This window comes from Streptomyces sp. NPDC005494 (genome assembly GCF_042872025.1).
Lineage (GTDB): Bacteria > Actinomycetota > Actinomycetes > Streptomycetales > Streptomycetaceae > Streptomyces.
Window position 1 is genome coordinate 377,060 of sequence record NZ_JBIAJR010000004.1, and the last position, 20,674, is coordinate 397,733.

General features: G+C 70.9%; 16 protein-coding genes. 9 read left to right on the forward strand and 7 right to left on the reverse strand.

Features of this window, described 5'->3' with window-relative positions; translation table 11 throughout:
* Nucleotides 1-15 precede the first annotated feature (15 nt).
* On the reverse strand, nucleotides 16-354 hold the full coding sequence (locus ACFYQ6_RS15410) for a MerR family transcriptional regulator (RefSeq protein WP_388763285.1): 339 nt from the start codon (nucleotides 352-354) through the stop codon (nucleotides 16-18).
* An 894-nt stretch (nucleotides 355-1,248) separates the two neighbouring features.
* Here ACFYQ6_RS15410 and ACFYQ6_RS15415 point away from each other — a divergent pair.
* From ACFYQ6_RS15415 to ACFYQ6_RS15430, 4 genes are all read left to right on the forward strand, one after another.
* Complete coding sequence (locus tag ACFYQ6_RS15415; protein WP_361575979.1) at nucleotides 1,249-1,608, forward strand: hypothetical protein; 360 nt, start codon at nucleotides 1,249-1,251, stop codon at nucleotides 1,606-1,608.
* A 404-nt stretch (nucleotides 1,609-2,012) separates the two neighbouring features.
* Nucleotides 2,013-4,358 carry an ATP-binding protein gene (locus tag ACFYQ6_RS15420; RefSeq protein ID WP_388763287.1) on the forward strand — a complete coding sequence of 782 codons (2,346 nt, stop codon included), beginning with the start codon at nucleotides 2,013-2,015 and terminating at the stop codon, nucleotides 4,356-4,358.
* Between the two features lie 387 nt (nucleotides 4,359-4,745).
* On the forward strand, nucleotides 4,746-5,717 hold the full coding sequence (locus tag ACFYQ6_RS15425; RefSeq protein ID WP_388763288.1) for an alpha/beta hydrolase: 972 nt from the start codon (nucleotides 4,746-4,748) through the stop codon (nucleotides 5,715-5,717).
* A gap of 44 nt (nucleotides 5,718-5,761) precedes the next feature.
* Nucleotides 5,762-6,484 (forward strand): alpha/beta hydrolase, encoded by a 723-nt coding sequence (locus ACFYQ6_RS15430; protein WP_361575970.1) that lies wholly within the window; start codon nucleotides 5,762-5,764, stop codon nucleotides 6,482-6,484.
* A 629-nt stretch (nucleotides 6,485-7,113) separates the two neighbouring features.
* On the opposite strand, the gene ACFYQ6_RS15435 is transcribed toward ACFYQ6_RS15430, so the two are convergent.
* The 5 genes from ACFYQ6_RS15435 to ACFYQ6_RS15455 all read right to left on the reverse strand — a co-directional run bounded on the left by ACFYQ6_RS15435 (nucleotide 7,114) and on the right by ACFYQ6_RS15455 (nucleotide 13,715).
* Nucleotides 7,114-7,950, reverse strand: a complete 837-nt coding sequence (locus tag ACFYQ6_RS15435; RefSeq protein WP_388763290.1) for an alpha/beta fold hydrolase — start codon at nucleotides 7,948-7,950, stop codon at nucleotides 7,114-7,116.
* 434 nt (nucleotides 7,951-8,384) lie between these two features.
* Nucleotides 8,385-10,052 carry an MFS transporter gene (locus tag ACFYQ6_RS15440; protein ID WP_361575964.1) on the reverse strand — a complete coding sequence of 556 codons (1,668 nt, stop codon included), beginning with the start codon at nucleotides 10,050-10,052 and terminating at the stop codon, nucleotides 8,385-8,387.
* Nucleotides 10,053-10,481: 429 nt separating this feature from the next.
* Nucleotides 10,482-11,006 carry a DoxX family protein gene (locus tag ACFYQ6_RS15445; protein WP_388763292.1) on the reverse strand — a complete coding sequence of 175 codons (525 nt, stop codon included), beginning with the start codon at nucleotides 11,004-11,006 and terminating at the stop codon, nucleotides 10,482-10,484.
* 45 nt (nucleotides 11,007-11,051) lie between these two features.
* Nucleotides 11,052-11,714: a hydrolase gene (locus ACFYQ6_RS15450; RefSeq protein ID WP_361575958.1), complete on the reverse strand. Its 663-nt coding sequence runs from the start codon at nucleotides 11,712-11,714 to the stop codon at nucleotides 11,052-11,054.
* Nucleotides 11,715-11,840: 126 nt separating this feature from the next.
* The gene (locus tag ACFYQ6_RS15455) at nucleotides 11,841-13,715 is read right to left on the reverse strand and encodes an amidohydrolase (protein ID WP_361575955.1); all 1,875 of its coding nucleotides are present in this window, start codon (nucleotides 13,713-13,715) and stop codon (nucleotides 11,841-11,843) included.
* A gap of 594 nt (nucleotides 13,716-14,309) precedes the next feature.
* On the opposite strand from ACFYQ6_RS15455, the gene ACFYQ6_RS15460 reads away from it, so the two are divergent.
* The 3 genes from ACFYQ6_RS15460 (at nucleotide 14,310) to ACFYQ6_RS15470 (ending at nucleotide 16,829) form a co-directional block, all read left to right on the forward strand.
* On the forward strand, nucleotides 14,310-14,888 hold the full coding sequence (locus tag ACFYQ6_RS15460) for a DNA starvation/stationary phase protection protein (protein ID WP_361575952.1): 579 nt from the start codon (nucleotides 14,310-14,312) through the stop codon (nucleotides 14,886-14,888).
* Between the two features lie 241 nt (nucleotides 14,889-15,129).
* Nucleotides 15,130-16,224, forward strand: a complete 1,095-nt coding sequence (locus ACFYQ6_RS15465; RefSeq protein ID WP_361575949.1) for an LLM class flavin-dependent oxidoreductase — start codon at nucleotides 15,130-15,132, stop codon at nucleotides 16,222-16,224.
* Nucleotides 16,221-16,829 carry an FMN reductase gene (locus tag ACFYQ6_RS15470; protein ID WP_361575946.1) on the forward strand — a complete coding sequence of 203 codons (609 nt, stop codon included), beginning with the start codon at nucleotides 16,221-16,223 and terminating at the stop codon, nucleotides 16,827-16,829. The genes ACFYQ6_RS15465 and ACFYQ6_RS15470 overlap by 4 nt, the downstream gene beginning before the upstream one ends.
* Nucleotides 16,830-17,080: 251 nt before the next feature.
* On the opposite strand, the gene ACFYQ6_RS15475 is transcribed toward ACFYQ6_RS15470, so the two are convergent.
* A complete protein-coding gene (locus ACFYQ6_RS15475) occupies nucleotides 17,081-17,806 on the reverse strand; it encodes a GPR1/FUN34/YaaH family transporter (RefSeq protein ID WP_361575943.1) in 726 nt (241 codons plus the stop codon).
* A 684-nt stretch (nucleotides 17,807-18,490) separates the two neighbouring features.
* Here ACFYQ6_RS15475 and ACFYQ6_RS15480 point away from each other — a divergent pair.
* On the forward strand, nucleotides 18,491-19,507 hold the full coding sequence (locus ACFYQ6_RS15480) for a helix-turn-helix domain-containing protein (protein WP_388763429.1): 1,017 nt from the start codon (nucleotides 18,491-18,493) through the stop codon (nucleotides 19,505-19,507).
* Nucleotides 19,508-19,579: 72 nt separating this feature from the next.
* Entirely contained in the window at nucleotides 19,580-20,572 is a 993-nt protein-coding gene (locus ACFYQ6_RS15485; RefSeq protein WP_388763295.1) for an alpha/beta hydrolase, read from the forward strand.
* Nucleotides 20,573-20,674 lie beyond the last annotated feature (102 nt).

Here is a 20,674-nt window from a genome sequence, read left to right on the forward strand (position 1 = left end):
TCGGGTGCAGCCGCTTCAGGCTCCGTCCGGAGGGCCGGCCGCTTGGGCGGTGCGGTCGTGTTCGGCATTGACGCGCCGGGCCTCCTCGAGCTGGTCCTCGAGGATGACGATGCGACAGGCGGCCTCGACCGGGGTCCCCTGGTCGACGAGTTCCCGGGCGCGGGCAGCGATGCGCAACTGGTAGCGGGAGTAACGGCGGTGGCCGCCCGCCGAGCGGAGCGGCGTGATCAGACGGGCCTCGCCCACGGCGCGGAGGAAGCCCTGGGTGGTGCCGAGCATCTCGGCGGCCCTGCCCATGGTGTAGGCGGGGTAGTCGTCGTCGTCCAGACGACCGTACAAGTCCTCTGCTGTCATCGCACCTCTCTGCGGAACCGCGTCGAGGGGCCCTGGTGCCGTACGGCACCAGGGCCCCGAAGGAACTGCTACACCATCTGCCGGGCGTCTTGCTGCGCCGGCCCTCTGTTTCCGCGGGCCCGACCAACATGCTGTCGGGGGCGCGGGGATCGCGGTTGCTTGACCGGAGACCACCTCACTGTCGATGTCCTGCGGTACCCGGGTCCTGTAGTTCCTCCCGGGCGATCCTGATGGCGCCTTGCTCCTCCGTTCTTTCCTCGGAGATCACTCACTTACCTGAGATCACTCTCCTGCTGTCCGACCTCCCGGTGCGTGCGCCCGCAGCCGACGCCTTCACCGAGGTACTGCACCTGCTTCACTGCTGAGTACTGCGAACCGCACTACTGCGAACTGCACTTTCGGGTACTGCCTCTGGTACTGCTCATGGCGGCCCCTGACACTGCGGGCCCCCCGGTCCGGTCGTCAGTCCCGTCACCGTCCTGCGACTTCCATGGCTCCGGAACTCCACCACCGCACCGTCCTGCGTACTGCACCTGCTGCCCGGCAGTTCGTCTCTGCCGAGCCCTTCTGTCTCTCTGGGCTACGAGAGAAACCATAGCTGCACCACTACCCAAAGTCTACTCTCGGCGACGTAGATTTCCGATCGGCCGAAGGGGACATAGTTGGCCACGGCCGTCTACGGAAGCTCAGGGATCACCCCTCCCCGCGAGGGCCTGCGCCCGGCTCGGACTGTGTACGGCCTTGGCACACGCCCCTGACCTGCACGGCTGCGCCGGGGACCGCACCGGCACACGACCGGTCGGGCGCGGTCCGCAGGGGCGCGAGCGCACGCCGGTTCGGCCCTGAAGCACCACCGTTGAACCAGCCGAACGGTCGATGAATAGAATCTGCGTCATGTCGAAGCCTGACGAGCTGCTCGTCGAGATCGCCGCACTGGTGGAATCCGGGCAGAGCAATCAGATGTCCTTGACCGTGGTCACCGGTGGCGCTGTCATCACCGGTCGCCTGGCTCCCGAAGCCGTATGGAGGCTGAGGGTGTCGGACGTACTGACGGACTCGGACCACTTGCGAGAGTTCTCCACCGTCTTCGCCGCCCCCACGGAGGAGGACGCACCACCCACACACCTGCACTTCCACGTGGCCCGCATCCTGCAGGGCACGGTGGGCATCCCGGAGACCGGCGGAATGTACCGGGTCGCGATCGAGGACGTCAGCGCCTGGACCGTGGGCGACTTCAGCTATTCCGACCACTGAGCAACCATTCGAGAAAGCCCGACGCAGACGGAACGGGCCGGAACGGCACTCGCCGTTCCGGCCCGTTCCGCTGCCGCCGCGCCCGGCCCCGCACTGCGCGTCGGCACCGGGTGACGGCCCTGCCGCCGCGCTCGGCTCGGCCCTGACTCGCGGCCTCGCCCGCACCTGGCCCGGAAACACCGCAATCGAGGACAAGCGGCGAAAACTCCACTGCCTCGTGGTCTCGACGGGCGCCGTCCTCGTCCTCGACGGGTTCAGGACGAGGACACGGCCACAGCGTCCCGGGATTGTTGCCGGCCGGCCCCGGACGAGTCGGCTCGAGCGCCGAGGCCGCGGGTGGGCTCCCCGGGCGGCCTACGGGGGCCGGACGCCCGTGGCCTGCGAAGTCACGCTGGTAAAATCTGGTGACCGTTCGCCGGGCCGACGGCAGGGCCTGGTGGGAGAAGGAACCCGTAGTGACCGGTGATCATGGAGCTTTCGGAGCGGCGCTGCGCGAGATGAGGGTTGCCGCCTCGCTGACCCTGGAAGCGCTCGCCGAGGCGTCGGGGGTCAGCGTCCGGGGCATCGGGGACCTCGAGCGCGGGCGACGGGCCGCCCCGCAGAGGCGGACCGTGGCAGCGCTCGCGGACGGGCTGGGACTGGGCGAGGAAGACCGCGAACGGCTGCTGACGGCCGCCCGCGCCGGCCGGAGTACGGGGTACAGCCCGGCCGGGGTACGTGCCTTTCCACGCGGGATCGACGACTTCGTGGGCCGGGCCGGCGAATTGACGTCACTCACCGGGCTCGCCGAAGCCGCCGCCGCCCGGAGTGTCCGGAACGGCGACGAGGCGGGCACTCTGTCCGCCCCGCCCGTGACCGTGGCGCTCTCGGGCCCGCCGGGTACGGGGAAGACCACACTCGCACTGCACGCGGCACGCGAACTGGCCGGCCGCTTCCCGGACGGGCAGTTGGTCGTGGACCTGCGCGGCATGGACGACGACCCGCCGGGCCCAGCCGAACTGATGCTCACGGTGCTCAAGGCTCTCCACGTGTCGGACCGCGAGCTGGCGAAGGCCGGGCCGCAGGGGCACCCGGGGCTGTACCGGCGGCTGCTGGCCGAGCGGCGTTGCCTGCTCGTTCTGGACAACGCCCGGGACGAGGGGCAGGTCCGCCCGTTGCTGCCCGGCACCGGAGCGGGAATGGTGATGGTCACCAGCCGGCGCATGCTCTCGGGGCTGGAGAGCGTGGACCGGCTGCCGCTCGGCGAACTGACACCGCCGGAGGCCGCGGACTTCCTGGCGGGGCTGATCGGAGCGGAACGGGCGGCGGCGGACCCCGCCGCGCTCGCCGACGTCGCCCGGCTGTGCGGACACCTGCCACTGGCCCTGCGGGTGGCCGGCAACTGGCTGGCCACCCGCACCGGCTGGTCGGTGCGCAGACTCGCCGACCGCCTCGCGCTGGAGGACCGGCGACTGGACGCGCTGGCCGCCGGAGACCTCCGGGTCTCCGCCGCCTTCGACCTCTCCTACCGACAGCTCACGCCCGCCGCCGCCCGACTGTTCCGGAGGCTCGCGCTGATCCCGGGTCCGGACGCCGGAGCGGCCGGCGCCGCGCAGTTGACCGGACAGGAGCTGTTCGACGCCGAGGACACCCTGGAGGAACTGGTAGAGGCAGGGCTGCTGAGCTCGGACGGGGAGCGGTACCGGCTGCACGACCTGGTGCGCCTGTTCGCGCGTACCCGGCTGACGGCCGACGAGAGCGCCGAGGACGCGGGCCGGGCGGCGGCGGCGCTGGACGACTGGCTGCTGCGGACCACGGTCGTGGCGGGCCGGTGGTTCGAACCCGGCCACGGGGCTCCCCCGGCCGGCTGGCACGGCACGGTCGACCTGTCGTCGGCAGACCTGGCCCTGCGGTGGCTGAAGGCCGAGGGTGCCAGCTGGCTCGCCGCGGTGCGCACGGCGGCGGTGAGCGGCGAGCACGCGTCCGTGGTGGAGGTGGCCGAGGCGCTGCACTGGTTCTCCGACCAGTGGATCTCCTGGGTGCACTGGCCGGAGGTCTTCGCCACGGCTGCCGCGAGCGCACAGGCCCTCGGAGACCCCCTGCTCGAAGCGACCCAGCTCAACTACCACGCCTGGGCGCTGCTGGTGTGCGAGGGCCGCTTCCAGGACGCCGTGGCACGCGCGGACCAGGCGCTCACCGCCGCGCGCCGGGCGGACGACCCGATGCAGCAGGCATGGGCACACCAGTACCGCTCCTGGGCTCTCCGCAAGATGGGCGACCACGCGAGGTCCAGGAAGGACCTCCGCCGGGCCGCCGAGCTCTTCGACGCCGCCGGAGATGTGCACGGCAGCCTCCAGTGCATGCACAACGATGCCCTGATCCTGACCGCACAGGGACGGCCGGAGGAGGCGCTGGCCTCCTACCGGCGCACCTACGCCTTCCTGGAGGCGAACGGCGATCGCGTCGAGCCGCACATCGCCGACATCACCCGCCTCGAACTGCACTCCAACATGGGTTGGGCGTACGCCCAGCTTCAGCAGTGGGACGAGGCTGTCAGTCAGCTGTGGACGGCCCTGGGGGTGTGTCACGACACGGGCAACACCTCGCTGGAGAGCCGTCGGCTGGTCGATCTGGGCCGCGTACTGCTCGATGCCGGACGGCCGGCCGAAGCCCAGGACGTCTTTTCCCGTGTGGCGGCGCTGGGCGCCGACGCCGACCCGCGGGCCGTCGCCGAAGCACGCGAACAGCTCGACGGGCTCCGTAGCACCTGAGCCGTCACTCATCCCTCACGTCCGTCCCGTGCCGGCGGCACGTCAGGTCCCCTCGCGCGTCCGATCGCGATGTCGCCCACGGTAGGCGGCCTCGCGTCGAGTTCCTTTCTCTCCGTGCACAAGAACGGTTCCCACCGTGCTGTCCTTCTGTGCCGTGCACGACACCGGGTCCGGTCGGGCGTCACGTCCGTGCACTGCCGGTACAGAACCAGTGCACCGGCGAACAATTCGCCCGGTTCGGGCGGCCCTAGCGTGGGGGGCAGGGATCGGGCGGCTGCCGTCGCGCACCGCCACCGCACTCTCCGGTGGCGGGCCATCCCTCGAAAGCACCCCTTTCGGTACCCCTTTTCGGTACCCCCTCTTCGGTACACCTCCAGGAGATGCAAAATGTCCCACGCCGTGGAACCCGTCGTGCCCGTACTCGAACCCGCGGCGGCGGCGTTCGCGGAAGCGACCGCGAACCCGCCGTACCTCTTCGACCTGGCACCCGCGGAGGGGCGCAAGGCCGTCGACGAAGTCCAGTCCGGGCAGATCGAGAAGCCGGCGGTGGACGAGGAGTGGATCACCGTCACGGGCGGCCCCACGGGCAGTGTCCGGACGCGGATCGTACGGCCGGCCGGCGCCGAGGGCCCGCTGCCGGTGATCCTCTACATCCACGGTGCGGGCTGGGTGTTCGGCAACGCGCACACCCATGACCGGCTGGTGCGCGAGCTCGCCGTCGGTACGGGCGCCGCGGTGGTGTTCCCGGAGTACGACCTCTCCCCCGAGGTCCGTTACCCGGTGGCCATCGAACAGAACTACGCGGTCGCCCGGTGGATCGTGACGCAGGGCGCGTCCAAGGAGCTGGACGGCGGCCGGCTGGCCGTGGCCGGCGACTCGGTGGGCGGCAACATGAGCGCCGCGCTGACCCTGATGGCCAAGGAGCGGGGAGATGTCCCGCTGGTCCAGCAGGTGCTGTTCTACCCGGTCACCGACGCCTCCTTCGACACGGGCTCCTACCACCAGTTCGCCACCGGATACTTCCTGCGCCGCGACGGCATGCAGTGGTTCTGGGACCAGTACACGACCGACGAGAGCGAGCGGGCGCAGATCACGGCCTCGCCGCTGCGCGCCACCACCGAGCAGCTCACCGGTCTGCCCCCGGCTCTCGTCATCACCGGCGAGGCCGACGTACTGCGCGACGAGGGCGAGGCCTACGCGGCCAAGTTGCGCACGGCAGGCGTCCCGGTCACCGCCGTGCGCTTCCAGGGCGTCATCCACGACTTCGTGATGCTCGACGCCCTGCGTGAGACCCATGGGGCCCAGGCAGCCATCGACCTGGCCGTCAGCACGCTCCGCACCGCTCTCGCCGCCCGCTGACCCCGACCGACCCCACTCCGGTTCCACCGAGGAGAAGAACAGACATGACCACTCAGCAGCCCCCGACGGTCGTCCTCGTCCACGGCGCCTTCGCCGACGCCGGCAGTTGGGCCGGAGTCGTCGCCGAGTTGCAGGACCACGGCGTCGCCGTGGTGGCACCGCCGAACCCGCTGCGGGGACTGGCCGCCGACTCCGCCTACATCGCCTCGGCCGTCTCCCGGATCGATGGCCCCGTCGTACTGGTGGGGCACTCCTACGGCGGTGCGCTGATCACCGTGGCGGGTACGGCGGAGAACGTGGTCGGCCTCGTCTACGTGGCGGCCTACGTACTCGAAGAGGGTGAGAGCCTGGGCGAGTTGCAGGGCCGCTTCCCGCTCTCGCCGCTGGTCAGCAATCTCGATGAATCGACATATCCGGTACCGGGTGCGGAGCCCGCGGTCGAGGTCACCATCAAGGCCGAGGCCTTCCCCGAGATCTTCGCCGCGGACGTCGCCGAGTCCGTCACCAAGGTTCTCGCCGTGGCACAGCGCCCTCTGGCGGCCGGCGCCTTCACCGAGACGGCCGCGGCAGCCGCGTGGAAGACCAAGCCGTCCTGGGCTCTGGTGGCCGGTGCGGACCAGGCCATCAACCCGGACGTCGAGCGCTTCGGAGCCGAGCGGGCCGGGGCGACCGTGGTCGAGGCCGACGGCGCCTCGCACGCCGTCGCGGTCTCCCGGCCGAAGGCCGTCGCCCAGCTGATCCTCGACGCCGTGCGCGCGACGGGCTGACGGGAAGCGCGTCCGCGCCCGGCCCACGTCCGCCGGAGCGGGCCGCGGAGGACGCCCACACTCGTAGGCTGCTCCGCACCGCTTCGGCGGACGTACCTCGGCACTTCGGCGGACCTGAACGAAACCCCGGTCACGCCTCCGGCTCGGGCGTCCGGCTCGGGCGTCCGGCTCGGGCGTCCGGCTCGGGCGTCCGGCTCGGGCGTCCGGCTCGGGCGTCCGGCTCGGGCGTCCGGCTCGGGCGCCGCCTTCGTGATCGGCGTCGCCCTCCCCGTTGACGGCGGCTTCACGCCCCCCCAGTGAGCCCGTCCGCGCCAACCCGGTAGGCCGTCTGCTCGCCTTTCGGCTGCTCCGTGCCTGCCGGCACACCGCCCATGCAGAGCTGCCGGCGTTGTTGAAGGCCATGTCCAGGCGGCCGAAGGTCTCCACGGTGCGCGCGACCATGGCGTCCGCCTGGTCCGTGACACTGCGGCCGGACCGCTCGGTCCGGCCGCAGTGCTGTCTCTTTCACCGAAGGACGGCCCCGGCGCCCGCGTCCCGCCCGGGCCCCTGCGGGATCCCGGGGGATCCATGAGCGTCACGGGCGCCGACCCGCGCGGTGCGTCTCCCCGTCGTCACCCGTCCTTACGGGGTCACTTCTCCAGGAAGGCGAGGAGTGCCGCGTTGACCTCCTCGGCGTGGGTCCACAGCAGGCCGTGCGGGGCACCCTCGATCTCCACGTAGTCGGCGGACGGGAGTGCCTTGTGGAACGGCCGCGCCGTGCCCTCGGCGGGCAGGATGCGGTCCGCCGTGCCGTGCAGGATCAGAGCCGGCACGTCGATGGCCCGGATGTCGGGCCGGAAGTCGGTGTACCAGGTCGCCGGCGCGGCTGCGGCGGCGAAGAAGCCGCCGCCAGCTGCGACGTCCCAGCTGTTGCGGACCGCTTCCGCACTGATTCTGCCGCCGAGGTTCTCGTCGAGGTTGTAGAAGTCCTCGAAGAACGCGGTGTAGTAGGCATAGCGGTCCGCCTTGACCGCGGCGACGACCCCGTCGAAGAACTCCTTCGGCGCGACGCCGTCCGGGTTGTCGTCGCTCTTGAGCAGGCAGGGCTCGAGCGAGGCGAGGAAGGCGACCTTGGCCACCCGGGCGGAGCCGTAGGCGGAAACGTAGCGAGCGACCTCACCGGTGCCCATCGAGAACCCGACCAGGACGGCGTCGTTGAGGTCGAGTGTCTCCATCACGGAGTTCAGGTCCGCCGCGAAGGTGTCGTAGTCGTAGCCGGCCGTCGGCTGGCTGGACTGTCCGAATCCCCGGCGGTCGTAGGTGATGACGCGGTAGCCCGCCTCGAGCAGTACGGCGCTCTGCCGCTCCCAGGAGTGGCCGTCGAGCGGGAAGCCGTGGATCAGGACGATCGGCTGCCCGGTTCCGTGGTCCTCGTAGTAGAGGTCGATGGCGGTGGAGTTTTCCTGACCCACGGTGATGTACGGCAAGGTTTCGTTCCTTCGGTGGAAGTGACTGGTTCACGCGTGACCGCGGTCCCCTCGTTCGGGGCGGGCCGAAGCGGCAGGGCTCGGCTTCTCGGCATCGGCGCCGAAGCATCCGCGGCACGCGTGACATGCGTTGCCTCACGCTAGGACGGACGTCTCACCGCCCGTTGACCCTCCGCGCACCGCTCGTTGTCCGCACGTGCCGGGAGGAGGACGGGCCCCCGCAGGCCACTCGCCTCGCACCGGGCTCTCGCTCCGGAAACACGGACAGGCCACCTGTGGTGCACCGGCAGTCCGGGTGCCCTCACTCGCCGGCCCCGATGTGCGAGGCACGCCTGGGTCCACTCGCGCGGCCCGGAACGCGTGGGTGCCCGTCCGGCAGGGGCGACCCCGCCGACCGCGGTCCGGAGCGCGCGTGCGCGCACCACAGGGCCGGTTCAGCGGGCCGGCGTCTGCTCCGCGACCGCCGTCGCCTGCCTGCCGGGCACCGCCGGACCCGCGGCGGCGTCGAAGGCGTGGGTCACCACCGGGGCCGTGCCCTCCACGAGCAGGCGGCGGGCGCGCTCCTCGTGGCGCCGGTCGGTCGCCGTGAGCCTGCCGTGGTGCTGGGCGAGATGCTCCGACCACGAGGCGACCAGGTAGTGCTCGACGAACCTCTCCGCATCGTTGCCGTCCTGGTAGAGCCCCCAGGTGAGGGCTCCCGTCCGCCGGCGTGAACGGGCCACCTGCTCCATGCACTCCGTGAAGGCGGCCCTGTTCCCGGCGGCGACCCGGTACTCGGCGGAGACCAGCACGGGGCCGTCCGCCGGGCCGGGCACGAACACCAGGGGCGGAACGGGCCAGTGATCGGACGGGCTGGGGTCGATGCCCTCCATGCCGTGCAGCGGCCACCGGCGCACGCTCACCGCGCCGGCCAGCAGCACCCCGCTGCCTGCCAGGAGGGCGAAGGTGAGCCCAGGACCGTCGGCCAGCGCACCCCACACCGGTGCCGCCAGTGCCTGCCCGCCCTGGAAGAGCAGGAGGTAGACGGCCAGTCCCCGGGCCCTCACCCAGCCCGGCAGCCTCGTCTGGAGGGCGGCGTTGAGGGTCGACAGCACGCCGATCCAGGCCAGACCCGCCGGCAGCAGGACGACCACCGCGAGCCACGGGATCCGCACCGTGGCCAGGACCACCAGCACGACGGCGTAGACGGCCGCGCCCGCGGCGAGTACGCCGTTGGCGCCGAGGGAGCGGCGGGCGGCGGGGAGCAGGAAGGCTCCGCCCACCGCGCCGACGCCGACCGCCCCGAGCAACACCCCGTACCCTTGCGAGCCCAGACCCAGTGAGCGGCTCGCGACCAGAGGCAGCAGCGACCACAACGCGGCCCCACCGGGGATGAACAGCACTGTCCGCAGCAGAACCCGGCGGACGCCGGGCGCGTGCCACACGTAGCGGCGGCCGGCGTGCAGGGCCGTCAGGAGCCGCTCGCGCTGAACGGGAGGCGACTGCGTCGGGGGCCGCCGCCAGAACGCGAGAACCGCCGCTGTGCCGAGGTAGGACACCGCGTTGAAGGCGAAGACCCAGCCCGTGCCCGCCGCCGCGACCACGGCCCCGCCGATGGCCGGGCCGACGGCCCGCGCCAGGTTCATGTTCATGGCTCCGAGAGCAGCCGCCTCCCCCAGGTGCCGGCGCTCCACGAGTTCCGGCTGGATCGCCTGCCAGGCGGGGCCCATCAGAGCGGTTCCGCAGCCCAGCAGGAAGGTGAGGCCGAGCAGCAGGGGCGGAGTGAGCGCGTCCGAGAAGGCCAGTACGGCGAGCACGGTGGAGACGGCGAGCATGACGCCCTGCGCGGTCAGGAGCACCCCACGGCGGTCGTAACGGTCCGCCAGGACTCCGGAGGGCAGGGCCAGCAGCACGACGGGCAGACTCGAGGCCGTCTGCACGAGCGTCACCAGTGCGGCACTCTCCCCGACCAGCAGCCACTGTGCTCCCACCATCTGCATCCAGCTGCCGGTGTTGGAGACCAGTTGCGCGATCCACAACGCGCGGAAGACGCGCCCGGCGAGGGGGGCCCACGCGGAGTCCGGCGCCGGGCGACGGCCTGGGGGTGAGGGTTTCGTGCTCATACCGATCCATGCCGGGTTCGGGAGACGGCACCATGCATCCGGCGGTGTCCCCGGCGCCGTTCGGGTGTGACCGGACGCCACGGTAGGCGCGCCCGGACGTCGTCCGTTGACCGAGAACGCACCGTCTGTGGCCTGTGGACGCAGTGGGCTTCGGGGGCGGGCCGAGCCACGCGTCGGCCCCCCGCCCGCACTGCGGACGGAGGGCCGGCACCGGCTTCACGGCTGCGGTCCGATCCGGACCCCGGCCGTGGGCCGGGAGACGACGGGTGCCCGCGGGAGGTGACCACGAGCAGCACCGGCGTCATGGGGCGACGACCCGTGGGCGTTTCTCGTCCCCGGGCCGACGTGCGGACCGACATGCGGACCGACGAGCAGACCGACGTACAGACCGACGTGCAGACCGACGAGCGGGCCGACGTGCGGGCCGCGTCAGTCCGCGGCTCCAGCGGGTACGGTCGTCGCGCCGTCGGCGGGCCGGCGGTGCAGCACCGCTCGGGTGAGCAGTCCGCCGGCCGGGCCGATGACCATGGCAGTGAGGCAGATCCACAGCGGCCAGGGGGTCAGACCGATGAGGGCGTCGGCCGACCAGCGGCCCGGGCCGGTCAGGGCCAGCACCGCGGCGACGACGACGAGGACCAGGGGGTACTCGTACCCGTCGTTCTGCACCCAGAGCCCGTTGTGCCACTTGACGGTTCCGGCGACCGTCATCACTCCCATGGCGGCCATCGCAGCCAGGGGCGTGAGCAGTCCGGATGCCAGGAACAGGCCGGCCCCGATCTGGCTGCCGCCCGCGGCGAGCGCGGTGAGCCGGCCACCACGGAACCCGTCATGCCGGAACTCCGCGGTTCCGCCCGCCAGGCCGTTGCCGCCCAGCCGGAAACTGACCTTCTGCACTCCGTGCCCGGCGAGGAGGAGACCCGCCACCAGCCGGAGGACCAACAGTCCGGTGTCCATTCAGTGTTGCCTGTTCCTGACGTCCCGTCGGTGAGCGTGAAAGGGTCAGCCGGCCGCGTGCTCGCCGATGACCGCCTGGGCGTAGACGAGCCCGAGGCCGTAGGCGCCGCCGTGCTCCTTCACGACCTCCGTGACGGGGACGTACGTCCCGGCACGCGCCCAGTCGCGCTGGAGCTCGAGAAGTACCTGCACCCAGGTGACCGGGATCGCGCCGCCCTGGACCATGCGCTGGATGGCGTGCTCGTGTGCCTGCGGGCTGACACCGCCGGACGCGTCGGTGACCACGTACACCTCGTAGCCCTGCGAGATGGCGGAGAGCGTGGGCAGGACGACGCAGACCTCGGTCCACAGCCCGGCGATGACGAGCTTCTTGCGGCCCGTGGCCTTGACCGCCTCGACGAAGTGGGTGTCCTCCCAGGCGTTCATGGTGCTGCGGTCGATGATCTTCTGCTCGGGGAAGACATCGGCCAGCTGCGGCATGAGCGGCCCCGAGAAGGACTCGGCGGCGACGGTGCTCAGCACGACCGGGACGTCGAAGACCCTGGCGGACTTCGCCAGGCCCACGGTCGAGTTGATGATGGACGTGCGGTCGCCGCTGCCGGTGCCGAAGAACATCTGCGGCTGGTGGTCCACGAACAGCACCGCGCAGTTGTCGGGGGTCAGCAGGTCGGGGCTGGGAGCGGCGGTGACCTCGGAGATGTCGACCATGAGAAAGCCTTTCCATCGGTGGTGTGTTCGCGGACCGGTGTCCGCTGTGGAACGACCGTCCGCAGGACGGTGCGCGGGGGTGGTGTTCCGGGAAGGGCGGTGCGTGACCGGGCCCGTCCCGGAAGATCAGAGGAAGCAGGGGTCGACGAAGGTGTTTCCGGTCTCCGGAGCGAGCCCGCGCCCTGCACGCCACCGGCGGTGCTGCTCGGACTCGGCAGCCGCCTCGCCGAGCAGTTCGGCCTGGCGGGCGCCCGACAGACCCGTGCGAGGCGTGGACCGGTACCCGCCGAAGCGCGCGACCGGGCTCCAGGCAGGACTCACGGGAGGCAGCTCCTCGTCGAGGCCCTCGTACTCGGCGGCGGCGTAGACGATCCGGCCGCCGACGACCGTCAGCAGGGACTCGATGTGCGCGATGTCCTGCTCGGGGACGGAGAAGTAGTCCTCCGACAGGACCGCCAGGTCTCCGAGGCAGCCGGGCCGCAGTACGCCCTTGAGGTCCTCCTCGCCGGTCAGCGCGGCACCCGCTTCGGTGAACATCGCCAGCGCGGGGCCCCGGTCGACGCGGTTCTGCGGCGGACGGACGATCAGGTCACCGACCGTCCGGCCGGAGACCAGCCAGTGCAGGGCGACCCACGGGTTGTACGTGGAGACCCGGGTGGCGTCGGTGCCGGCGCCGACGGTCAGGCCTCGCTCCAGCATGGCCCGGATCGGCGGAGCGTCCGCCGCCGCCCCGGGGCCGTAGCGCCGTACGAACGCGTCGCCCTGGAAGGACAGCCGGTTCTGCACGGACAAGGCACCGCCGAGGGCCGCGATGCGGTCGAGACTGTCCGCGGAGACGGTCTCCGCGTGGTCGAACAGCCACCGGTTGCCGGCCGGGAAGAGCCCTTCCGCAGCCAGTTTCTCGAATACCGCGAGATCCCTGCGAATGGTCTCGTCATAAGTGGCATGGAGACGGAATCCCCAGCCGTTCTCCATGAGGAGCCGTACGGCCTTCTCGAATTCTGCTTCATAGGGAGACAGTTCCGGACGCGGCTGGGAGAAGTTCTCGAAGTCGGCTGCGGACCAGGTGAGATTCTCACCCGCGCCGTTGAGACGCAACCATTCGTCACCGTCCTCGGGCCGGGCCGTCTCGATCCAGCGGGCAAGATCGTCGATCTCCTGTCCGGCGGTCTGCGGAAAGAGGTGATAGGCGATACGCAGAGACAATTGACCGGCTTCGGCCAGTTCGATGACCGTGCTGTAGTTGTCGGGGAAGTTCTGGAATCCGCCGGCCGCGTCGATCGCCGACGTGAGCCCGAACCTGTTCAGTTCCCGCAGGAAATGACGGGTGGAGGTCTTCTTGTCCTCGCCCTCCAGCACCGGGGCCTTGGCCAGGGTCGAGTACAGGATCAGGGCGCTGGGGGCGGCCAGCAGCATGCCCGTGGGCTCACCGTCCCTGCCCCTCACGATCTGACCGCCCTTGGGATCGGGGCTGTCCTTGGTGAAGCCGGCGGCCTCGAGTGCCGCCCGGTTGAGCACCGCCGACTGGTACAGGTGCAGGACGAACACCGGGGTGTCCGGCGCCACGGCGTTCAGTTCCGCGACGGTCGGCAGCCGCCGTTCGGCGAACTGCTCCGCGGACCAGCCCCCCACCACCCGCACCCACTGGCCCTTCGGGGTACGGCCCGCCTGCTCACGCAGCATCGCCAGCCCCTGGCGCAGCGTGGGAACGCCGTCCCACCTCAGCTCCAAGACGTAGTTGAGTCCGCCCCGGATGACGTGCAGATGGGAGTCGTTGAGGCCCGGGATCATCCGGCGCCCGAGGGCGTCGACCACCTTCGTGGCGGGGCCGATGTGCGGGGCCACGTCCCGGTCGTCACCGACGACCGTGATGACGCCGTCGCGTATGGCGATCGTCGAAGCCTGCGGGCGGCCCGGGTCTCCGGTGTGGATCTTGGCATTGCGGACCACGAGGTCCGCGGCATGGTCGGTGGCACTGGGAACAAGCCCACCGACCGGCATAGGGGACACCTTTGACAACCTCCTGCGGCGTGGACAGCGTCGACATGCGTCTGCGTCGACTTCGGACCGGTACGACAGTCACGGTGGGAGAGAAAGGGGACTTCACGATTCCGGAATTCATGAATTCCCTGCCCACATTCCGTCGACGTGGTTCCCGAAGAATTCACCGGAGCATTCCCAGGACCCGAAGGTCCGCAACTGCTTGGTCGCCACACTATTTCGGGCCGAGGCGTTCATGTGTCCCCGCAGTGCACCGCATTCGTTCTCACAGTGCACTGCGGACACTTCACATGCACTGTCGGGTCAGAAGCGGTGCGCTGACGGTCAATTCCCGCTTCCTGAATCCCTCCGGCGACTTCGTATGCTCGACGCGTTGCGGAGACCCATGCGGCCGAGGCCGCCGTCCCGCCGACTGTCACCACCCTGGGGACCGCACCGCACGGTCACCGAAGGGCGTCGCCTCGCCGCACTGCCCCGGCGACGCAGGGTGTGCGCCGACGGGCACCGTCCGGTGCACTGGTGGGCAATCCGCCCTCCGCATGGCTGCATAGCGTCACCGGTGCACACACCACCCGGCACAGCAGGAGGCCAACCATGACCACACGTTCCGCGCCCGGGACCGGCAGCCAGCCGTGGCTGCACCAGAAGGGGGCGGTGATCCAGGAGTTCGGCACCGTCAAGCAGTTCCCGATCGGGCTGTCCTACGAGGCCCGTATGTACTCCTGTCAGCGCCTGAACAAGGTCCTCGCGGACACGCAGGTCCTCTACGGCCTCTACAAGAAGCACCACTGGCTGATGCGCGGTGCCACGTTCTACCAACTGCACCTCGTGCTGGACAAGCACGCGAAGGAGCAGCTCGAACTCGTCGACACCCTCGCCGAACGCGTCCAGTCCCTCGGCGGTGTCGCGGTCGGTGACGCCCGGCACGTCACCGAGATCACCTCGATCCCGCGGCCCCCGGACGGTGTGGAGGAGGTGCCGGCCATGCTGTCCCGGCTGCTCTCCGCTCACGAGACGATCCTCGTCGACAGCCACGACGCCGCCACCCGCACCGGGGAGCTGGGTGACGACGGCACCAACGACGTGCTGGTCTCGCAGGTCATCAGGACCGGTGAACTCCAGGCGTGGTTCCTCGCCGAACACCTGGTGGACACCCCGCTGGTCCGTTCCTGAAGCCGCATGGCCCGTCCTCGCCGCCCCGTGGCGGGACGGCGAGGACGGGCCATGCGCGTGCTCCGGGGCGCCCCGCCGAGCACCGTGCGGGCTCCCCGCCAGCGAGCGTCGGACCCGGCACCTGAGCAGGACACTGTGGAGCCTCTTTCCGTGCACGCACAGACATTCCGGCTCTGGAGTGCGCTCCTACCGTTCGGGGAACGCTCGAGGACCACTCGGGCACCTGAGAGATGGAGGAGCCTTGCAGTTCGGGATCTTCAGCGTCGGCGATGTCACACCGGATCCGACCACGGGCCGGACACCGACCGAGCGCGAGCGCATCAAGGCCATGGTCGAGATCGCCCTGAAGGCAGAGGAGGTCGGACTGGACGTCTTCGCGACGGGAGAGCACCACAACCCGCCGTTCGTGCCGTCGTCGCCGACCACCCTGCTCGGCTACATCGCCGCGCGGACCGAGAGGCTCATCCTCTCCACGGCCACCACGCTGATCACCACCAACGACCCGGTGAAGATCGCGGAGGACTACGCGACGCTCCAGCACCTGGCTGACGGCCGTGTGGACCTCATCATGGGCCGCGGCAACACGGGACCGGTCTACCCGTGGTTCGGAAAGGACATCAGGGACGGTATCGACCTCGCCCTGGAGAACTACGGCTTGCTGCGCCGGCTGTGGCGGGAGGACGTCGTCGACTGGGAGGGCACGTTCCGTACGCCGTTGCAGGCGTTCACGTCCACACCCCGCCCCCTGGACGGGGTGACGCCGTTCGTCTGGCACGGCTCCATCCGCTCCCCCGAGATCGCCGAGCAGGCCGCCTTCTACGGCGACGGCTTCTTCCACAACAACATCTTCTGGCCGCCCGACCACACGAAGCGGATGATCGAGCTGTACCGCGAGCGGTACGCGCACCACGGTCACGGCACCCCTGAGCAGGCCGTCGTCGGCCTCGGCGGTCAGGTCTTCATGCGGAAGAACTCCCAGGACGCCGTGCGCGAGTTCCGCCCGTACTTCGACAACGCTCCCGTCTACGGTCACGGCCCCTCGCTGGAGGACTTCACCCAGCAGACCCCGCTGACCGTCGGTTCCCCGCAGGAGGTCATCGAGCGGACCCTGTCCTTCCGCGAGTACGCGGGCGACTACCAGCGCCAGTTGTTCCTGATGGACCACGCCGGGCTGCCGCTCAAGACGGTCCTCGAACAGCTCGACATCCTCGGCGAGGAGGTCGTGCCCGTACTGCGCAAGGAATTCGCCCGCCTGCGCCCGGCCGGAGTGCCGGACGCGCCGACCCACCGGTCCCTGCTCTCCGCCGCGAGGCCCGAAGAGGTGTCCGCCGCATGAGACTCGTCGCCGTATCGGCGGGACTGAGCGTCCCGTCCTCCACCCGGCTGCTTGCGGACCGGCTCACCGAAGCGGTCCGCGAAGGGCTCGGCGACCAGAACCGCACGCTGGAGGTCGAGGTCATCGAGTTGCGTACGCTGGCCGTCGCCATCGCCAACCACCTGGTGACCGGCTTCCCTCCGCCGCCGCTCGCCGCCGCGATCACCGCGCTCACGGGGGCCGACGGCGTGATCGCCGTGACACCGGTGTTCTCCGCGTCGTACAGCGGTCTGTTCAAGTCCTTCTTCGACCTGATCGACCCCGATGCCCTCGCCGGCAAGCCGGTCCTGCTCGCGGCGACGGGGGGCACGGGCCGCCACTCGCTGGTACTGGAACACGCCCTGCGCCCGCTCTTCGCCTTCCTGCGGGCCGTCACGCTTCCCACCGCTGTCTACGCCGCGTCCGAGGACTGGGGATCCGGCAGCGACACGTACACACAGGGCCTGCCCGCACGCGTGCGGCGGGCCGGCGCGGAGATGGCCTCGATGCTGGTCTCCGGGGCGACCGGCCCGGTGCAAGGACGTGCCGCTGACGGCAAGCAGCTCTCCGACCTGCGCCTCGACTGAGCCCGGGCCGGCGCACGCCGGCGGAACGGCCCGCCCCCTCACCGGACGCCGCACTAACGGTGCCTCCGGTGAGGGCAGCCGTGCCAGGAGCCGGAACAGGAGTGGCGCAGCGCGTGCACGACCCGTCCGTAGCCACACGGAGAACCGCCACCCGCCTGGCGACGATCCGCTGCGCCGTGAGGCAGCAGACGTGTCGAGCTGATGGCGGCGGCGCCCGAAGCGCCGGAGTCTCCCCCGGCCCCCTCAGCCGCTCACAGTGTGCGCCGCACACCTGCCTGCCGTTCGATGTCGCGCAGCTGGACGGCCAGGTCGCCTTCCACGGCCGTGCGCGCCGGGCCCTTGCGCCCGATCGGCAGGACCTCCACGCCCCGCATGTCCTCCAGCATGAGGGCGAACGCCGCGTACATGGCCACGCACCCGAGCAGGAGACCCAGGGCGCCGGACAGATGTCCGACCCAGGTGACACCGGTGAGGTTGAAGAGCGACCCCACCGCGAATCGCGGCACGGCCACGCACAGGACGAGCCACATCGCGCGCTTGCGGTGGGCGACGGTCGCCATCAGCAGGGCGAATATCGCGAACACCAGGTTGAGCACCCCCAGCACGTCGGAGCCGGACGGCGGTGCGAGGGCGAGGACGAGTGAACTGGCCAGCCAGGTACCGGAGAAGCAGGCCATGAGGGACGCGGCGAGCACATCCCTCGCTCCGAAGGCCAGAATGCTGACGATCAGCTGGAGGACGAAGGCCGGCAGTATCGTCAGCGCCACCGCCCTGTGGGCGTCGTCACCGAAGAAGCCCAGTTGCATGCTGCCGACGATGACGGAGGCGATCGCCACCGCGAAGAATCCGACCGGCATCGGCGAGGCGATGGGACGGAGGTTGATGCGGGTCATCTGACGCAGGTCCGGTTCGAAGTGCCGGCCTGCCTGCTCGGCCTGATCGGCCTGATTCGGCGACGGCTGCGGACTGTGGCTCATGTCTACCTCTTCTGTGTGCGGTGCTGTGCCTGGCAGGTTCTGTGTGCGGTGCTGCGCTTGGCAGTTCTGTGTGCGGTGCTGCGCCTGGCCGGGGCGGAGACGCGCCACGCCGTCGCGGGCGTGGGAAGCCGGGCGGGCGCCGGCCCGTGCACGAGCAGCGGGGCCGAGCGCAACGGGCGTCCGCGCCATGGCCGCGACCGGCGTGCTGACGACGTGGCCCGCCCTTCGGCGGCGGCACCGGCGGCGCAACCCGCCCCGGTCGCCCTGGGACGACTGCACCGTAAGCACGGGCGGCGGTCCGTGGTGTGTCCCCAGCGCACAGGGCGTTGACCGTGGGAGCACTCCACCCGGCAGGGACGCCCGGCATCCGGGCCGGGCGCGGGGCCGGGGTGTCCTGGCCAGGCCGGCTGCCGCCGCTCACCCGAGGCCGGACCACGCCCCTCCTGAGACCACTCCGGTCGTGCTCGGGCGTTCCGAACGGACCAGAGGTGCGAAACAGCAAGGTGACCGGTGAGGACGCAGCGTTCGGGTGCGCTGCCGAACCGACCGTTCCCTCGCACGTTTCTGCCTGTGTTCTGCCTGGAGGCCGCGCACGCCCAGCTGCTTGGCTGTGCGTCGAGGGGGATCAGGGCAGAGCGGCCCTTCCACCGGTACCGCACGAGTGGAGGGGAGAAACAGTTGAGTGTGGTCCTGACGACCGCTTCGGTTCCCGACCGGGACAAACTCGCCTACTGGCGTGACGCGGTGGGGAGCGAGCTGGTACCGATGACGGTCACCCCGCGCGGTGCCCGTCCTTTCTCCGGCCGGATCACCACCGACCGCCTCGGCTGCGTGCGGGTGTGCACCATGCAGGCCGACGCGAAACGGATCAGCCGTACGCCGGAGCTCATCGCGCGTTCACCCGAGGCTCTCGTCGCGGTCGGCGTCCAGGTGTCGGGCTCGGCGACCCACATCCAGGACGGCCGGCGATCCGAGGTGGGAGAGGGCGACCTCGTCGTGTACGACACGGCGCGGCCGTACTCCTTCGACTATCCGGAGCGGTTCTCGACCCACGTCTTCCAGGTGCCCCACCGCGCACTGGGCGTTACGGAGGCCGGTATCCGCCAGGCCTCGGGCACAGTCGTCGGCCCGGGGAACGGCTTCGGAGCGGTGCTGCGGCCCTTCCTGAGCACTCTGGCCGGCTCGGCGCACTCGTACTCCGGCGCCGTGGGGGACAAACTGGCCGACAGCGTCATCGACCTCGTCGCCACGCTCGTGACCGAGGGCACCCGGAGCGTTCCGGTGGACGCGGACACGTCCCGGAGCGACCTGGTGCTGCGCGTCCGCACCCACATCGACAGCAGGCTCGGCGACCCTGCTCTCTCCCCGGAGGCCGTAGCGAGGGCGCACCACATCTCCGTCCGGTATCTGCACCGGCTCTTCGAGGGCGAGGGGATCACCGTCGGACGGCTCATCCAGCAGCGCCGCCTCGAGGAGTGCGCACGTGAACTGGCCCGTCGCGGCAGGACGGCCCCCACGGTGTCCGCCGTCGCCCAGCGCTGGGGCTTCGTCAGCCCGGCTCACTTCAGTCGTGCGTTTCGTACCGCCTACGGCCTGTCGCCCCGCGAGTGGCGCACCCTGCGTACGTCCGCCGAAGGCTCCGCGGCTCCGGTGCCGGACGCCCTGCCGGCCCTCGCTCCCCCGCCCGTCGCCCACGAGTAGCCGCTGCTCACCGCGCTCCGTATGACCCCCACTCCCCCTCAGGCCGCTACGGCCTTCTCTTCAGGAGGCCGTATGACCGGCGCCTTTCCGTCGTCGGACCGACAGCCGATCCTGGACGGCCCGTCCAGCGCGTTCGTGGCACAGCACGCCTGCCCCGCTGGGGACGGAGCGGGCCGGAACCTGGAGCGGGCGCGCCTGGCGTTGACCCAGGTCCAGGGTGAGGTCGCCGTCCTGGACGACGGAGCCACATGGGCGGAGTGGCTGACGGTGCCCGGAGGGCCGACCGGGCATGTGCGGGTGCAGGTGGTCAGGCCTGTCGGCAGCGTCGGCCGGATTCCGGTGGTGCTGTTCCTGCACGGTCTGGGGTGGGTGCTGGGTGACGCGTCGACGCATGAGCGGCTGGTGCGGGCGTTCGCGTCGGGCGCGGACGCGGCGGTGGTGTTCGTGGAGTACGAGCGTGCTCCCGAGGCGCGGTATCCGGTGGCCGTCGAGCAGTGTTACGCGGTCGCGAAGTGGGTGTACGAGCGGGGCGGCGAGATCGGTCTGGACGGCAGCCGGATGGCCGCCGTGGGCGATTCCACGGGCGCCAATCTGGTGGCCGCGCTGACCCTGCTGGCCAAGGAGCGCGGAGAGGTGCACCTGGTGCAGCAGGTGCTGTTGTGCCCGGTGACCGACGCCGACTTCGACACCCCGTCCTACCGGGAGTTCGCTCAGGGTTACTACCTGGGCCGCGAGAACATGCGCTGGTTCTGGGACCAGTACCTGCCCAACGCGCGGCGGCGGGGCGAGGTCACCGCGTCGCCCCTGCGTGCGACCCTGGAGCAGCTCACCGGGCTGGCCCCGGCGCTCGTGGTCACCGGCGAGGCCGACGTGGTGCGCGACGAGGGCGAGGCCTACGCGGCGAAACTCCGCGCGGCCGGCGTCGCGGTGGTCTCCATGCGCTACCACGGGACGATCCACGACTTCATGGTCCTCGACCCGCTGCGCGAGACCTACGCCGCCCGCGCCGCCCTCGTCCAGGCCCTCGACACCGTCCACGTCGCCCTCCACCGTCACCACGGCTGAACCCGAACGACGCTCGTGTCCGTAATAGGCCCTGAAAACACGATGTGGGCGGCACGACCGGGTGGCGGATACACTCACCCCCGGGAAGCCCCCGCCGACGGC

Bases quoted from the DNA above. Each gene is read 5' to 3' on its own strand.
- ACFYQ6_RS15430 (WP_361575970.1), top strand. From the start codon at position 5,762: ATGACCACTCAGCAGCCCCCGACGGTCGTCCTCGTCCACGGCGCCTTC.
- ACFYQ6_RS15445 (WP_388763292.1), bottom strand. From the start codon at position 11,006: ATGGACACCGGACTGTTGGTCCTCCGGCTGGTGGCGGGTCTCCTCCTC.
- ACFYQ6_RS15470 (WP_361575946.1), top strand. From the start codon at position 16,221: ATGAGACTCGTCGCCGTATCGGCGGGACTGAGCGTCCCGTCCTCCACC.
- ACFYQ6_RS15415 (WP_361575979.1), top strand. From the start codon at position 1,249: ATGTCGAAGCCTGACGAGCTGCTCGTCGAGATCGCCGCACTGGTGGAA.
- ACFYQ6_RS15425 (WP_388763288.1), top strand. From the start codon at position 4,746: ATGTCCCACGCCGTGGAACCCGTCGTGCCCGTACTCGAACCCGCGGCG.
- ACFYQ6_RS15450 (WP_361575958.1), bottom strand. From the start codon at position 11,714: ATGGTCGACATCTCCGAGGTCACCGCCGCTCCCAGCCCCGACCTGCTG.
- ACFYQ6_RS15410 (WP_388763285.1), bottom strand. From the start codon at position 354: ATGACAGCAGAGGACTTGTACGGTCGTCTGGACGACGACGACTACCCC.
- ACFYQ6_RS15440 (WP_361575964.1), bottom strand. From the start codon at position 10,052: ATGAGCACGAAACCCTCACCCCCAGGCCGTCGCCCGGCGCCGGACTCC.
- ACFYQ6_RS15455 (WP_361575955.1), bottom strand. From the start codon at position 13,715: ATGCCGGTCGGTGGGCTTGTTCCCAGTGCCACCGACCATGCCGCGGAC.
- ACFYQ6_RS15485 (WP_388763295.1), top strand. From the start codon at position 19,580: ATGACCGGCGCCTTTCCGTCGTCGGACCGACAGCCGATCCTGGACGGC.
- ACFYQ6_RS15475 (WP_361575943.1), bottom strand. From the start codon at position 17,806: ATGAGCCACAGTCCGCAGCCGTCGCCGAATCAGGCCGATCAGGCCGAG.
- ACFYQ6_RS15460 (WP_361575952.1), top strand. From the start codon at position 14,310: ATGACCACACGTTCCGCGCCCGGGACCGGCAGCCAGCCGTGGCTGCAC.